We start from the raw sequence: 14,726 nt of genomic DNA, 5'->3' as shown, positions 1-14,726 counted from the left end.
CCCCGTCGGCGCGGGTGGGCCGCGCCGGGGAAATGTCCGTTGCGGCGCCAGTGTCGCGCCGTTATCGCCGCGCCGTCACCAGGGACGACCGCAATGCGCATCCGCATCCGCCACGAGATCACCCAGCACTTCGAGCCCGGCACCCGCAACATGGCCGTGACCGTGCGCCTGACCCCGCGCGCCCATGAGGGCCAGTTCATCCTGCGCTGGGCGCTGGATCTCAATTCCGATTGCCGCCTGCACCCGCAGGAGGATGCGTTCGGCAACCTCTGCCACACCTTCTCCGTGGACGGGCCGGCGGACCATCTCACCGTCTGCGCCGAGGGAGAGATCGAGACGCAGGACACGACCGGCATCGTGCGCGGCACGGTGGAGCGCTTCCCGCCCTCCCTGTTCCTGCGCCAGACCGACCTCACCGAGGTCGATCAGGCCGTGGCCGCTCTCGCGGATGCCGTCACCGCCCCCGCGGACGACCCGCTGGCCCAGCTCCACGCCCTCATGGTCAAGGTCCACAAGGCGGTGGAGGAGCAGGAGGGCCCGACCCTCGGTGATCCCCTGAGCGCCGTGGAGGCGCTGAAGGCGGGCACCGCCTGCGCCGGCAGCATCGCCCATGTCTTCACCGCTGCCGCCCGCCACCTTGGCCTGCCCGCCCGCCACATCTCCGGCTATGTGGCGCCGGAGACCGGAGAGGAAGGCGAGGGCGAGGTGCGACACTGGGCCGAGGCCCATGTGCCGAAAATCGGCTGGGTCTCGTTCGATGCCGGCCGCAAGATCTGCGGCACGGAGAATTATGTGCGCCTCGCGGTGGGCCTCGATGCCGTGGGCGTGCAGGCGCTGCGCAGCACCGGGCTCGACGTGGAGGAGCGCATCAGCGCCCTCGACGGCCGCGCGCCTCAGAAGCTCGTGCAGACCCAGAGCCAGGGCCAGAACTGAGCCCCATCGAGCCGCCGCGCACAAGGTGAGCCGGCACAGGATAGATCCCGCGTCCGGCCCCCGGCAAAGCCGCGCCGCCGCTGGATTTTTCGCGTGGCATCGGGCAGGCATGAGCTAGCGCAAGGACAGCCCGCCGAAGCGGGTCTAGGCAGGAGGCATTGGCTCCTGTCGAGGATTGCTGCCATGTCTATTCACACCCCGTCGTCGCTGCCCCCGGACGGCTCGGCCCATGCCGGCCTGCCCGCGCCGATGGTCTTCGCCAGCCGGCAGGCGATGCTGCCTCCGGTCAAGCTCTCCGTCCGGAACCTGAGCTTTCGTTACGGCGAGGCGATCGCGCTGCGGAACATATCGGTCGATCTGAGGGCGCATTGCGTCACCGCCTTCATCGGCCCGTCGGGCTGCGGAAAGTCGACCCTGCTGCGCATCTTCAACCGCATGTACGAGCTCTACCCCGACCAGACTGTTGAGGGCGACGTGCTGCTCGACGGCGTGAGCATCCTAGGCGACGCCATGGACCCCGCCAGCGTCAGGGCGCGCATCGGCATGGTGTTCCAGAAGCCGACACCGTTTCCCATGTCGATCTACGACAACGTGGCCATCGGCCTGCGCATCAACGAGGAGCTGACGCCGGCCGACCTCGACATCCGGGTGGAAGAGGCCCTGCGCAAGGCGGCGCTGTGGGACGAGGTGAAGGACATCCTGCCCCAGACCGGCCTCGGCCTCTCCGGCGGCCAACAGCAGCGCCTGTGCATCGCCCGCACCATCGCGCTCAGGCCGGAGGTGATCCTGCTCGACGAGCCGTGCTCGGCCCTCGACCCCATCACAACGGCGCGCATCGAGGAAACCATCGAGGAGCTGAAGGCGCAATACACCTTCGCCATTGTCACCCACAACCTCCAGCAGGCCGCCCGCATCTCCGACTTCACCGGCTTCATGTACCTCGGCGAGATGGTGGAATTCGGCCCGACGCAGGACCTCTTCACCCACCCGCAGGACAGGCGGACGCAGGATTACGTCACCGGCCGGTTTGGCTGAGGCTTCGTCGGCCTGCGAGGAGTGCGGGCTTGACCCCCCGCCCGCACCCTGCAATCTCCTCCCCAACAGGGAGAGACACGCATGACCGCCACGCCGGCTTACGATCCGCAGAACATCTTCGCCCGCATCCTTCGCGGCGAACTGCCGGCGCACAAGGTCTATGAGGACGACAAGGCCCTCGCCTTCCTCGACATCATGCCGCGCTGCCCCGGCCACACGCTGGTCATCCCCAAGGCGCCGGCGCGCAACATCCTCGACATCGCGCCCGAGGGTCTCGCCTATGTGGCGACCATCGCCAAGAAGGTGGCCATCGCCGGCATGAAGGCCTTCGAGGCGGATGGAATCACCATCCAGCAGTTCAACGAGGAGGCCGGTGGGCAGGTGGTGTTCCACCTCCATGTCCACGTCATCCCGCGTCACAACGGCGTGCCCATGAAGCCGCCAGCGAGCGCGATGGAGAAGCCCGACGTGCTCGCCGCCCATGCGGAGCGGCTGCGCGCCGCCCTCGCCGGCTGAGTCGCCGCGTGGATCTCATTCATGCGGCCGGGGTGAAGGTGCGCGCGCCGGCGCGCCTCCATCTCGGCTTTCTTGATCTCGGCGGATCGCTCGGCCGCCGCTTCGGCAGCCTCGGCATCGCGCTGGAGCGGCCGGCCACCGAGGTCACGGTCCGCCGCGCCAGCGCCGACACCGCCGAGGGCCCGGACAGCGACCGCGCCGGCCGCGCTCGGGATCTGGTGCGCGACAAGCTCGGCATTGAAGAGCACTTCGCCATCGACGTGGACTCCGCCTTGCCGGCCCATGGCGGCCTCGGCTCCGGCACGCAGCTGGCGCTGGCGGTGGGCGTCGCCGTGGCGCGGCTTTCGGGACACGACTTCACGCCGCGCGAGGTGGCGGGCGTGCTCGGCCGGGGCCGTCGCTCGGCCATCGGCATGGAGGCGTTCGCCGCCGGAGGCGTGATCCTCGACGGCGGCAAGGCGCTCGACGGTCCGCTGGCCAACGCGCCGCCGCCCCTGCTCGCGCGGTTCGCGGTGCCGGAGAGCTGGCGCATCCTGCTCGTCTTCGATACCGCCCGCGAGGGGCTCAGCGGCCCGCAGGAGACGGCGGCCATGGCGAGCCTTCCGCCCTTTCCGGCGGAACAGGCGGCGGTCCTTTGCCACCTGATGCTGCTCCAGGCCCTGCCGGCGCTCGCGGCGGGGGATGCGGTGGGGTTCGGCCGCGTCATCGGCTACTGGCAGCGCGTGCTGGGCGATCACTATGCTGCGGCGCAAGGCGGCGGGCGCTTCCTGAGCCCGCAGGTGGCCGAGGTCATCGCCGCCATCGAGGCGGAAGGCATTCCCGGCGTCGGGCAAAGCTCGTGGGGGCCGACCGGCTTTGCCATCGTGGATGGCGCGGAGACGGCGGCGCGACTGGCGGCCACCTTGCGTGAGCGCTTCGCATCGTTCACAAACCTGTCATTCGATTGCGTGCGGGGAAACAATCAGGGCGCGGAAATGATCGCTCTGTGAGGTCCGTCTGCACGACGCCGGACAGGACGGGAGGACGCGCGGTACCCCAAGGGCCGCGCCATATAAAGGGCCCCGCAAGTGGGCTCCGAACCAACAGGCTGGGATCCAGATGGATATTGCTCTGATCGCCATTTCCGCCCGGCCGCTGGCGGCCAGCGCCGCCCGCGCCGGCTTCGCGGCACTCTCGTTCGACCTGTTCGCCGATCTGGATACCTGTGCCCATACCGCCCGCTGCGTGCGCGTGCACAAGAAGAACGGATGCGCCTTTGATGGCGACGACCTGATCCAGGCGCTGCATTCCCTCGCGCCCACCGGCCTGCCGGTAGTGCTCGGCGGCGGGCTGGAGGACGACACCGCCCTCATGACCCGCATCGCGGAGCGCAACCCCATCCTTGGCAACGCGCCGGCCATCGTGCGCGTGCTGAAGGACCCCATCGCCCTCGCCGCCCTCGCCGCCCATCTCGGGATTCCCTTTCCCTCCGCCACGCTCGAAGCGCCCACTCCCGACACGTTCGGCGACGCGCCCGTGCTGGAGAAGAAGATCGGCGGGGCTGGCGGCGCGCACATCCGCCGACGCGCGCCGGGCGACCTCTCTCCGCCCGCGGCCGGCCACTATCTCCAGCGGGAGGTGGACGGGCAGTCCCTCTCGCTCCTGCTCCTGTCCAATGGCAGCGCCGCCCGCGTCATCGGCGCCTCGCGGCAATGGCATGCGCAGGATGAGGAGCACCCCTTCCGCTATGGCGGCGCCACGGGGCCCGTGGCGCTGCCGGAGCCGTTCGCGGGCGAGATGCTCAAGGCCGCGATCAGCGTGTCGCTCGCCTGCGGTCTGGTGGGGCTCGTCTCTCTGGACTTTGTGGTGAACGCGGACGGCTGGTTCATGGTGGAGGTGAACCCTCGCCCCGGCGCCACCCTCGACATCTTCGACACCGATCCCCTGCCGCCGCTGCTCGGCCTGCACCTCGCGGCCTGCGGCGGGAAGCTGCCCGAAATGCTGCCCGCCCCTGCGCAGGCCCACGCTGCCGGCGTCATCTATGCGGCGCACGACATGGTGGTGCCGCAGGATGCGTGGCCCGATTTCGTGGCCGACCGCCCGCCGGCCGGCGCCTCGGTGCTGAAAGGCGCGCCCCTGTGCACGGTACGCGCCACCGGCCCGACGCCCGAGGTGGCGGAGGCGCGGATGCGCGAGCGCACACAGGCCCTGCTGCGCGATTTCGGCCTCGGCGCGGTGATGGAACCCGCCCCGTGAGCGCAGCCGCCATCGCCGCATGAGGGCGCTCGCTCCGGACGAGGTGGCGCAGGCCTTTCACGCCGCCTGCCTCGCCGAGCTTTCGGCCCTGAAGCCGGGCAACGTCCATGTCTTCGCCGCGGGGCACGGCATGGAGACCGCCCAGTTCGAGGCGGCTGCCAAGGCGGCCGCGCCGGCACTGGCCGCGCCCGGCCCTGTCGGCAGACGGGTGCGTGCGGCGGTGGAGGCCTCCCTCGCGGTCGCGGGCTGCAACACCAACCTCGGCATCGTCCTGCTGTGCGCACCTCTGGCTGTCGCGGCAGAGGGCGGCGGCCCGCTTGAGGCGCGGCTTGCGCAGGTGCTGGAGGGATTGAACATCTCGGATGCGGAGGAGGCCTTCCGTGCCATCGCCGCCGCCTCTCCGGGAGGACTCGGAGCTTCGGCGGAGGCGGACGTCCGGGCGCCGGCCAGCGTCACGCTCCGCGAGGCCATGGCGCTCGCGGCGGACCGGGACGCCATCGCCCGGCAATATGTGACCGGCTATGCGGACATCTTCGCTCTCGGCGTTCCCGCGCTTGCCGGCGGGCCGCTGGAGCGACGGCGCATCGAGGACGCCGACCTTGCCTTTCTCGCGACGCTGCCGGACAGCCACATCGCCCGCAAGTTCGGTCCGGGCCAAGCGGAGGCCGTGCGGCTGGAGGCTGTGGCGCTGCGGACGCGGCTCGAAGGCCTTCCGCCGTCAGAACGCCACGCGGCGCTACTTGCCTTCGATGCCAGCCTGAAGGCGCGGGGGCTGAACCCCGGCACCAGCGCCGATCTGACCGTGGCGAGCATCTTCGCCGCGCTCATCGAGGAGCGGGCGGCTCCGATCACAGTCGGATAGACGCGCCACCGGCGGCCGTTCACGCTTGCCGGAAGATCGCGGCGGGGCTCTCCGCCGCGTCCCCCAAAGGCGTTCTCAGAACTTCACCGCCAGCGTCGCCTTGCCGGCGTTGTAGCTGGTGCCGTCGCCGGCCATGCCCTCGTAGCCCAGCGAGAAGGTGGCGCCGGTGGCGAAGGCGAAATCGATGCCCACCGAGCCGACGATGCTGTCCTCGGCGATGGCGAGGCCGTCGATGCCGAAGGCCGTGCCGGTGTTGATGAAGCTCAGCACCGTCTGGGGCGTCACGTCGCCGAAGGCATGGCGCCAGCCGGCCGAGGCGTGGGGCGTCACCACGAGGCCCGAGGCGTTGAAGCTGGTGGCGACGCGCAGACCCAGCGTCGAATAGGTCGTGTCGAACGACGTGCCGGTGGAGGCGAGGCCGGCGACGGGCGCGTTGTTCTCGATGAAACTGCCGAGATCGACGCTGGTCCAGCCGATGCCCGCGAAGGGCTCCAGAGCGACGCCACCGAACGCAAAGGTGTAGCCCGCCTCGGCGAAGAGGTTGCCGGCGGAGCCGTTGTAGCTCGCCTTCGGGCTCTCGCCGGTGAGGGCGACGAAGCGGCTCTGGTCGATGCTGCTCCAGCCGTAGCTGGCGCCCGCCCGCAGCTTCACGGCGTCGAAGGAGGCGCCGCCATAGGCCGCGATGCGCCAGGTCTCGGTGTCCGCCGAGGCCCCATCCGCGCTCGTGGAGGCGGAGGAATAGCCGGCGGCGAGGCCCATCACCCAATTGCTGGCGGAGAGGTCGGCACCGATGAGCAGGCCGCCGAGATTGGTGTCGGCCGCCGCGGCATTGCCGTTGGCCGAGGTGGACAGCCACTGGCCGTAGCCCTGCGCCCAGGTGGTCCACACCGGCGTGGGCTCGGGCGCCTTGATGGCCTTGAACGCCTGCGCGCCGGGCGTCGCCGGATCGGCATAGGCGCGGGCCGGGCCGCCCGCGCCGAGCGCCGCTTCCGCCCCCCTGGCGCCGGTGTAGCCGGCCTGCCGCAGACGGCCGAGGATGAGGTCGTTGACCATCATGTTCTCGTTGGCCAACTGGCCGGGCAGCGTGGCGTAGAGATCGCCGGAGAGCTGGGAGAGCGCGAGGTTCGGGCTGTCGCCCAGCGACTGCGTGACGAACGCGGTGTAGAGCGCGGAAGTCTTCGTCGGTCCGACGCCTGCGCGCTCCAGAGCGCCGGCCACCGAACGCTGGTTCGGGGTCGTGGCATAGACGGCGAACGCGATGCCGTTGCGCTCCAGTTCCAGATAGACGTGGGTCGCGTCGTAGCTCAGTTCCGGAGCGATGAAGAGATAAGTGGGTCCGTAGGTGTTGAGCGTTCCGAACGTCCCGCTGATCCCGCCCGCGGACGACAGGAGGGTGTAGCGCGCACCCCATTCGAGATCACCGATGACGAAGACCCGATTGTCCGTGCCGTTGAGTGTCGTCTTGCCGTCGACCTTGATCAGGTCGGAGGAGCCATCGGGATTGATGTCGGCCCAGTAACTGGTGTTGGTCAGGGAAACATCGCCCTTCACGGCGATGGTGCCCGTCGCGTTGGACGGGCCGGTTGACGGGTCGATGATGAGGTCCACCGCGTCGAGGCTGCCGATGGTGCCATGGCCCCAGATTCCGCGCGGCCCGGTGGCACCGGCCTCACTCTTGAAGTGGGCGTCGGGGGCATCGAGGCCGTTGAGACCGAAGCTCCCATTCTTGCCCATGTTCATGGTGCCGGAGAAGGTGCTGGTGCCGGAGAGGTAGACCGAGCCGTCGGTGGTCACCTGCTCGAAATGACGATAGGTCGCAGCGTCCCCGACCTGACCGAGATCGAAATTGAGGACCTCGCTCGTGGTCTTGAGCGAAAGCGTGTCGACGCCGCCTTCCGCGTCCACGATGCCGACCACCTTGCTGCCGGCGCCGACGACGAACAGATCGTTTCCGTTGCCCATCTGCACCGCATAGGTGGTGCCGGAGATGGTGCCGTAATTGGTCACGGTCAGCGACTTGGTGGGGTCGACGCCGGAATTGACATAGCGGATGCCGTAGCCGTCGAGGCCCTGGATGGTGCCGTAGTTGGTAACGGTCGCGGCAGCGTAGGCATCGCCGCTGTTGCTGTCGTCGATGAGGATGCCGTTGTTGGCGCCGGAGATCAGCGCCGAGGTGTGGGCCGCATCGCCGTTGACCATGGTGCCGCCGCCGATGGCGATGCCCTCGGAGGTGCTGGGCTTGGTCTCGCCCGGCTTGATGCCCTTGGAGCCGAGGCCCTCGATGGTGCCGTAGTTGAAGATGGTGCCGGCCTGGTCGAAATCCACGCCGTCGCCGTCGCCGAAGCTCGCGGCGGGATCGAAGGTGCCGGAGATCGTGCCGTAGTTGAGCAGCGTGCCCGTGCCGTTGGAATTCACGCCCGAGCCGTTGCGGCCTTCGATGGTGCCGTTGTTGGTGACGATCAGATTGTCGTCGGTGCCGGTGGCCTTGATGCCGTGGTAGGCGCCGGTGATGAGGGCGCCGGTATAATTGTTCACCGTGAGGGTGATCGCCTTGCCCTGATCGTCGCCGCTCACCTTGACGGCGGAATTGTTCTGCGTGTCGGCGGTGCCGGCCGCGTAATAGGACGAGATCGTCCCGTAATTGTTGATGGTGAGACCGTTGGTGCCCTGGATGCCGTCATTGTCGGCGGCGGTGATGAGGCCGGTCTTCTGGTTGGTGACGGTGATCGTGGCGTTGGTCGAATAGATATCGCCGAGATCCAGCCCCTGCCCGCCCGAGGTGGACTGGATCGTCCCGGCGTTGGTGATGGAGATCACCGGCGCGGCGGTGCTCAGGGTGGTGGACGAGATCTTGATCGCGTCGTCCGTTCCGGTGATGAAGCCGCCCGCCGCGTTGGTGATGGTGAGGCTGTTGAGCGTGTCGAAGCTCGATGCGGTGTCGAACTTGATGGCGCGCTTGCCGGACGAGGTGGTCTCGATCGTCCCGGAATTGGTGATGTCGATGGTGCCGCCGCCGAGGCGGATCGCATCGGTGCCGGCCGAGGTGATGGTGCCGGTGTTGCCGATGGTGATGGTGGCGCTGGCCGCGTTCGCCTTGTCGAAGTCGAGCGCCTGCCCGTTCTGCGAGCTGATGGTGCCGGCGTTGTTGACGATCACCGTGCCGTTGGCGAGCGGGCCGTTGATACGGAAGGCGTCATCCTTGGAGACGACCTGACCGCTGGCATTGTTGTTCAGCGTGAAGGTGCCGGTGAAGGCGCCCGTGGTATCGATGGTCCGGCCGGTGGAAGTGACGGTGCCGGAATTGGTGATGACCACGCCGGGCGTCGTCGTGGCGTTGCCGTTCCACACGATGGAGTTGGACCCGCCCGTGTTCAGCGTCGCGCCCGCATCGATGGTGCCGGTGTCGCTGCCGGAGACGGTCTGCTGGCCGGAGGCCGGCGGCACCGTGAACGATCCCGCGAGCGCGGGCACCGCCGCGCCGGAGCACACGAGCGCCAGAACGATGCGGCTTGCGGACGAATGGAGCGGCAGGCGGATCATCATGGAAAGGCAATTCCGGGCGGGAGGAGCGTGAAGCTGGGCCCTGCCTAGGCGGCGGATGATACAGTTCCGTGACAACCGGTTTCGCCGCGGCACCTCGGCTGGCGACTGTGGCTCGCAGGTAACAGTGAACCTTGCCCAAGCCTAAGCATCGGTGACCGCCGCAAAGCGATGGGCGGGCCGCGCCTCAGGCCCAGAACCGCGCGCTGTCACGGTCGATGCGGCCATCGTGAAGGGCGCTCGCCACCAGCGCGCCGGCGATTCCGGCCTCGGCGAGGGCTGCGAGATCATCCGGTCCGCGCACGCCGCCGGCGGCGTAGAGGGCGGGCACGACACCCTGCCCCGCCGCGCGGCGGGCGGTGCGGTCCAGCGCCGCCATGTCCGGCCCCTCGCCGCTGCCAACGCGGGCGAGCGTCATGACGATCACGCGCGCCGGCCACAGGCGCGCATCGTTGTGCGCGCGCTCCGGCCCGCGCGCCCCGGTGGCGTCGTGGTCGAGGGAGAGAATCACGCCCTCGGCGCCGAGGGCGGCCTCCACGTCCGCCTCCCCGAGGCTCTCAGTGCCGACGATGGCGGTGCCGAGGCCGCTTTTGGCGCGTGCGGCAATGCGGGCCGGATCGCCTTCGCCGGCATCCACCCACAGTTCGAGCCCGGGGAAGGTCCGGGCGAGGTCGCGGATCGCAGTTTCATTGTCGCCGGCACCGGTTATGGCATCGATATCAGCCACATAGAGAGTGCGGAACGGCGCGAGCGCGAGCAGCCCCGCCACCACATCATCCGGACATGCGGAGGGCGAGAGCGGTGTCTGGATGGGACGATAGGCCTCGCGCTCGCCCCTGTGGGCTCGCACAACCACCCCTCCCTTCAGGTCAACGACGGGGATAAGCTGCATGTCGAGGTCCGGCTGAGCTTGTGCGAGAGGAGCCCCATGCGCGTCTTCATTTGCGAGTACGTGACATCCGGCGGCATGCGCGACAAGCCCCTGCCGGAGGCGGCCCTTGCCGAGGGGCGCCTGATCCGCGATGCCATCGTCACGGATCTGCAGGAACTGCCTGGCATCAGCGTGGTGCTCGCCTATGACGACCGCCTGCCGCCGCCCAACGAGGAAGCCGTGCCGGTGGGCAAGGGCGTCGATCCCTGGATCGTCTGGTCGAGCCTCGCGCAGGATGCGGACGTGGTGTGGCCCATCGCCCCCGAGGCCGGGGGCATTTTGGCGCGCCTCGCCCGCCTGATGCGCGAGGGCGGCGCCCGGACGCTTGCCAGCTCCGGCGAGGCCGTCGCCCTCACCTCCAACCGGCTTGCGCTCGCCCGCCGCCTCGCAGAGCACGACATTCCCCACGTCCCGACCTTCCCCATCGATGCGCTGCCGCCCGGGCTCGATGGCGATCTCGTCACCCGGCCCGAGGAGGGCACCGGCTGGTCGGCCGCGCGCGCCTGGCCGAACCGGGCGGCCCTGCCCCGCTCCGGCGGCCTCGTGGTGCAGCCCTTCCTGAACGGCACCCTCGCCAGCCTCAGCGTGCTGGTGCGCCCGGACGGGGCAACACTGCTCGCGGCCAACCGTCTCAGAATCAGTCACCTCGTCGGCGTCTTCGCCTTTGAAGGGGTTCAGGTCGGCGGCATCGCGGACGAGGACGGCCGGCTCGCCGATCTCGCGCGGCGTGTGTCGGAGGCCATTCCCGGCCTGTCCGGCATCGTCTGCATCGACGTGATCCAGACTCCGCAGGGTCCGGTGGTGGCCGAGGTGAACCCGCGCGTCACCGCCTCCTATGCCGGACTTCATGCGGCGCTGGGGGTCAATCCGCTGGCTTTCGTCCCCGAGCTGATCCGCGAGGGCGTGCCGCCTTCCATGCCGCGCCTGCCGCGCCCCGCCCCCATCGAGGTGAAGATCCGTTGAAAGCGGCCGGGGAAACCAATAGGAAGGCAGCGAGTTTGAGGCTGGAGGCATGCCCATGACGGCGCCTCCACGCGAGGATGATATGACCTCCGACGATCCCACCGCATTGGCGGACAGCCTGGCCGACGCAAGCCCCGCGCCCCGCACCCGCCCCCACAACACCGACCGGCTCTTCCTGAGGGCCCTGCCCTTCTATGCGCGCCACGGCGTGTACGATGCCGAGCGGGAGCTGGGGCAGCGCTTCATCATCGACGTGGATTGCTGGCTCGACACGCGGCCCGCCGCCTGGGCGGACGACGCATCCCTGACCGTGTCCTACCAGGGCATCTACGAGCAGGTCGCGGCGGTGGTGGCGGATGATCCCGTCCACCTCATCGAGACGCTGGCGGAGCGCATCGCCACGCGCCTGCTGGACCATTTCGACATGGTGGAGCAGGTGCGCGTGGTGGTTCACAAGCCCGGCGCGCCCGTCACGGGCGTGTTTGGAGATGTGGGTATTGAGATCGTTCGCACCCGCTGAGGCGGGCGAGGCGAAACCCGGTCGGAGTGCCGTCGGCTCAGCCGCCGGATCAAAGGAGAGCACAAGGTGAGCGTTGCGGTGAGCCTCAAGACTTATCTCGCGGATTGGGCAGGAAGCGACACGTCGCGGCAGGCCGTGGCCGCCACCGTGACCGCCATCGCCGAGGCCGGGCTCGGCATCGCCGATCTCGTCGCCCGTGGCCCGCTGGAAGAGGGGCTCGCCAAGATCCGCGGCGTCGATCCCAACGCCGGCGGCGACGCCCAGAAGGAGCTGGACGTGGTGGCCGAGGAGCTGATCCGCGAGAAGCTCCTGCCGACCCCTGCCGCCTTCCTCGCCTCCGAGGAGAGCGAGGAGCTGATCCCGCTCAATCCCCAGGGCAGCCTCGTGGTGGCGGTCGACCCGCTGGATGGCTCCTCCAACATCGACACCAACGTCTCCGTGGGCACCATCTATTCCATCATGCCCTATGACGCTTCGACGCTCGCCAAGCCCGAGGACGCGGTGATGCGGCCGGGTTCCGCGCAGGTGGCGGCCGGCTTCCTCGCCTATGGCCCGGCGACCATCCTTGTCGCGACCTTCGGCGCGGGCACGCAGGTGTTCGTACACGACCGCCGCACCGGCGAGTTCCTGCTGGCGCGCACCGACGTGGAAATCCCTGCCGAGACCAAGGAATACGGCGTCAACCAGTCCAACGTCCGGCACTGGGATGCGCCCATGCAGCGCTATCTCGCCGATTGCCTCGCAGGCAAGGAAGGCCCGCGCGGCAAGGATTTCAACATGCGCTGGGTCGGCTCCATGGTGGCCGACGCCTTCCGCATCTTCACCCGCGGCGGCGTCTATGTGTACCCGCGCGACAAGCGCAAGGGCTACGACAACGGCCGCCTGCGCCTGATCTACGAGGCCTTCCCCCTCGCCTTCCTCGTCGAGCAGGCCAAGGGCGCGGCCACCGACGGCACCACGCGCATCCTCGACATCACCCCCCACCACATCCACCAGCGCATCCCGCTGGTGTTCGGCTCGAAGGCCGAAGTGGAAGCCATCGCCTCCTATTACTGACCAAGGAGGCTCCCCCTCCCGCTTGCGGGGGAGGGTTGGGGAGGGGGACCCCGCCGACGGGCCACGCTTGACCTCCGCAGGAAAAAAACGTTCGATCGTTTCCTTCAGGCGCAGCCGCCGGCAGAGCGGCGCCGCGGGAGGTGACGATGCTCGTTCCGGCCGATGACTATGCGGGGCTCAAGCGCGCCTTTTCCTGGCAGGTGCCGGCGCGCTTCAACATGGGCGTCGCCTGCGCCGATGCCCATGCGGACGGCTCGGGCAAGCCAGCGCTGATCTTTGTCGAGGAGACGGGCGCCGTCCGCTCCTACAGCTTCGACGAGCTGACCGCCCTCACCAACCGCTTCGCCAATGTGCTCGTCGCCAAGGGCCTTGCGCGCGGCGACCGGGTGGCCGTGTTCCTGCCGCAGGCGCCGGAGACCGCCATCGCCCATATCGCCGCCTTCAAGGCCGGCATGATCTCGGTACCCCTCTTCACCCTGTTCGGCGACGAGGCGCTGGAATTCCGCCTCGCTGCCTCCGGCGCGAAGGTGCTGGTGACGGATCTCGGCGGCCTCGCCAAGCTGATGCGGGTGCGGGACCACCTGCCCGACCTCGCCCATGTCTTCGTCATCGGCCCGGACGCGGGCGGTGCCCTCTCCTTCGACGCGGCACTGGCGCAGGGCTCGGACCGCTTCACGCCGGTGGATACGGGGCCGGACGATCCCGGCATCATCATCTTCACCTCGGGCACCACCGGGAACCCCAAGGGCGCCCTGCATGGGCACCGGGTGCTGCTGGGGCACCTGCCCTGCATCGAGTTCGTCCACCAATACATGCCGCAGCCCGGCGACCTGCACTGGACCCCGGCCGACTGGGCGTGGATTGGCGGGCTGTTCGACGTGCTGTTTCCCTCGCTCTATTTCGGCGTGCCGGTGCTGGCTCACCGGGCGAAGAAGTTCGATCCCGACGCCGCCATGGCTCTGATGGCGGACCACCATGTGCGCAACGTCTTCCTGCCGCCCACGGCCCTGAAGCTGCTGCGTCAGGCGGACGTCAAGCACAGCGGCCTCAAGCTGCGCTCGCTCCTCACCGGCGGCGAGACATTGGGGGCGGAGCTGGGCGCGTTCGTTCAGGAGCGCCTGGGGGTCGAGGCGCGGGAGATCTACGGCCAGACCGAATGCAATCTGGTGGTCGGCTCCAATTCCAGCTTCTTCCCCATCCGCCCCGGCTCCATGGGCAAGGCCATCCCCGGCCATGACGTGCGCATCGTGGACGACGCGGGCGAGGACGTGCCCCACGGGACCGAGGGACACATCGGAATCCGCCGCGGCGATCCGGTGATGATGCTGGAATACTGGAAGAACCCCGAAGCCACCGCCCACAAATATGCCGGCGACTTCCTCCTCACCGGCGACATGGGCCGGCAGGACGAGGACGGCTACCTCTGGTATGTCGGCCGCGCCGACGACGTCATCACCTCGGCCGGCTACCGCATCGGCCCGGGCGAGATCGAGGACTGCATCCTCAAGCACCCGGCCGTGGCGCTGGTGGCGGTGGTGGGGGTGCCCGATCCGCTGCGCACCGAGGCGGTCAAGGCGTGGATCGTGCCGAAGCCAGGCGTCGCCCCCTCCGAAGCGCTGGCGAAGGAGATCCAGGAGTTCGTGAAGACGCGCCTGTCCGCCCACGAATACCCCCGCCACGTGGCCTTCACCGACACCCTGCCCATGACCGCCACCGGCAAGATCCTGCGGCGCGAGCTGCGCGCGCGGGGGTAAAATGCGCGGGGGTAATATCCCGGCCCATCCGCGCAACTCACCGTAAAATCCATGGCGAAGGACGCCCAGAATCCCTAGCCGGTTGTCAGCTTGGCCTTCACATGCCATGCGAAGACGGAGGGGAGGCTTGCGGCGCCCCCTGGATCACGGCGAGAACCGGTGCAGGCCGGGTCCGTGCGACCGTACCGTTTCGAACGGCCGCAGGACACCGCACAACGCATGCCGGATTCCGCGCCCGCCCCCTTCGGCTCCCCGTCTCTCCGCCGCCCCGGCATCGTGCGGCAGGGCTGCGCCGAGCCACGGCCCGACGAAACGGCGCGGGCCTTGACGTTGCCCCCAACTTCTATCCAGCGGTGAGTTCGTTCTGGCGGTTGGGTGAAG

12 protein-coding genes are annotated in these 14,726 nt (G+C 69.2%); 10 read left to right on the top strand and 2 right to left on the bottom strand.

What is annotated here, in order from left to right; genetic code table 11:
- Window positions 1-93 precede the first annotated feature (93 nt).
- The 6 genes from V5F63_RS10010 (at window position 94) to V5F63_RS09985 (ending at window position 5,581) form a co-directional block, all read left to right on the top strand.
- On the top strand, window positions 94-933 hold the full coding sequence (locus V5F63_RS10010) for a transglutaminase family protein (RefSeq protein WP_209488888.1): 840 nt from the start codon (window positions 94-96) through the stop codon (window positions 931-933).
- A 249-nt stretch (window positions 934-1,182) separates the two neighbouring features.
- Window positions 1,183-1,968, top strand: a complete 786-nt coding sequence (pstB, locus tag V5F63_RS10005) for a phosphate ABC transporter ATP-binding protein PstB (protein ID WP_394031343.1) — start codon at window positions 1,183-1,185, stop codon at window positions 1,966-1,968.
- 81 nt (window positions 1,969-2,049) lie between these two features.
- Window positions 2,050-2,484, top strand: a complete 435-nt coding sequence (locus V5F63_RS10000) for an HIT family protein (protein WP_394103050.1) — start codon at window positions 2,050-2,052, stop codon at window positions 2,482-2,484.
- A gap of 8 nt (window positions 2,485-2,492) precedes the next feature.
- The gene (locus V5F63_RS09995; protein WP_394103051.1) at window positions 2,493-3,473 is read left to right on the top strand and encodes a beta-ribofuranosylaminobenzene 5'-phosphate synthase family protein; all 981 of its coding nucleotides are present in this window, start codon (window positions 2,493-2,495) and stop codon (window positions 3,471-3,473) included.
- A 109-nt stretch (window positions 3,474-3,582) separates the two neighbouring features.
- Window positions 3,583-4,719, top strand: coding sequence for an ATP-grasp domain-containing protein (locus V5F63_RS09990; RefSeq protein ID WP_209488885.1), 1,137 nt, complete (start codon window positions 3,583-3,585; stop codon window positions 4,717-4,719).
- A 19-nt stretch (window positions 4,720-4,738) separates the two neighbouring features.
- Window positions 4,739-5,581, top strand: a complete 843-nt coding sequence (locus V5F63_RS09985) for a triphosphoribosyl-dephospho-CoA synthase (RefSeq protein ID WP_394103052.1) — start codon at window positions 4,739-4,741, stop codon at window positions 5,579-5,581.
- 75 nt (window positions 5,582-5,656) lie between these two features.
- On the opposite strand, the gene V5F63_RS09980 is transcribed toward V5F63_RS09985, so the two are convergent.
- Window positions 5,657-9,124, bottom strand: a complete 3,468-nt coding sequence (locus V5F63_RS09980) for an autotransporter domain-containing protein (RefSeq protein ID WP_394103053.1) — start codon at window positions 9,122-9,124, stop codon at window positions 5,657-5,659.
- 184 nt (window positions 9,125-9,308) lie between these two features.
- The gene (locus V5F63_RS09975) at window positions 9,309-10,013 is read right to left on the bottom strand and encodes a HisA/HisF-related TIM barrel protein (protein ID WP_394103054.1); all 705 of its coding nucleotides are present in this window, start codon (window positions 10,011-10,013) and stop codon (window positions 9,309-9,311) included.
- A 36-nt stretch (window positions 10,014-10,049) separates the two neighbouring features.
- On the opposite strand from V5F63_RS09975, the gene V5F63_RS09970 reads away from it, so the two are divergent.
- The 4 genes from V5F63_RS09970 to V5F63_RS09955 all read left to right on the top strand — a co-directional run bounded on the left by V5F63_RS09970 (window position 10,050) and on the right by V5F63_RS09955 (window position 14,345).
- Entirely contained in the window at window positions 10,050-11,015 is a 966-nt protein-coding gene (locus tag V5F63_RS09970) for an ATP-grasp domain-containing protein (RefSeq protein WP_209488881.1), read from the top strand.
- A gap of 55 nt (window positions 11,016-11,070) precedes the next feature.
- A complete protein-coding gene (folB, locus tag V5F63_RS09965; RefSeq protein WP_245327510.1) occupies window positions 11,071-11,535 on the top strand; it encodes a dihydroneopterin aldolase in 465 nt (154 codons plus the stop codon).
- 66 nt (window positions 11,536-11,601) lie between these two features.
- Window positions 11,602-12,591, top strand: coding sequence for a class 1 fructose-bisphosphatase (locus V5F63_RS09960; RefSeq protein WP_209488880.1), 990 nt, complete (start codon window positions 11,602-11,604; stop codon window positions 12,589-12,591).
- Window positions 12,592-12,737: 146 nt separating this feature from the next.
- Complete coding sequence (locus V5F63_RS09955) at window positions 12,738-14,345, top strand: acyl-CoA synthetase (protein WP_394103055.1); 1,608 nt, start codon at window positions 12,738-12,740, stop codon at window positions 14,343-14,345.
- Window positions 14,346-14,726: the final 381 nt, after the last annotated feature.

This window comes from Xanthobacter wiegelii (assembly GCF_043193855.2).
Classification (GTDB): domain Bacteria; phylum Pseudomonadota; class Alphaproteobacteria; order Rhizobiales; family Xanthobacteraceae; genus Xanthobacter; species Xanthobacter flavus_A.
This window is presented reverse-complemented; position numbering and strand designations above follow the sequence as displayed.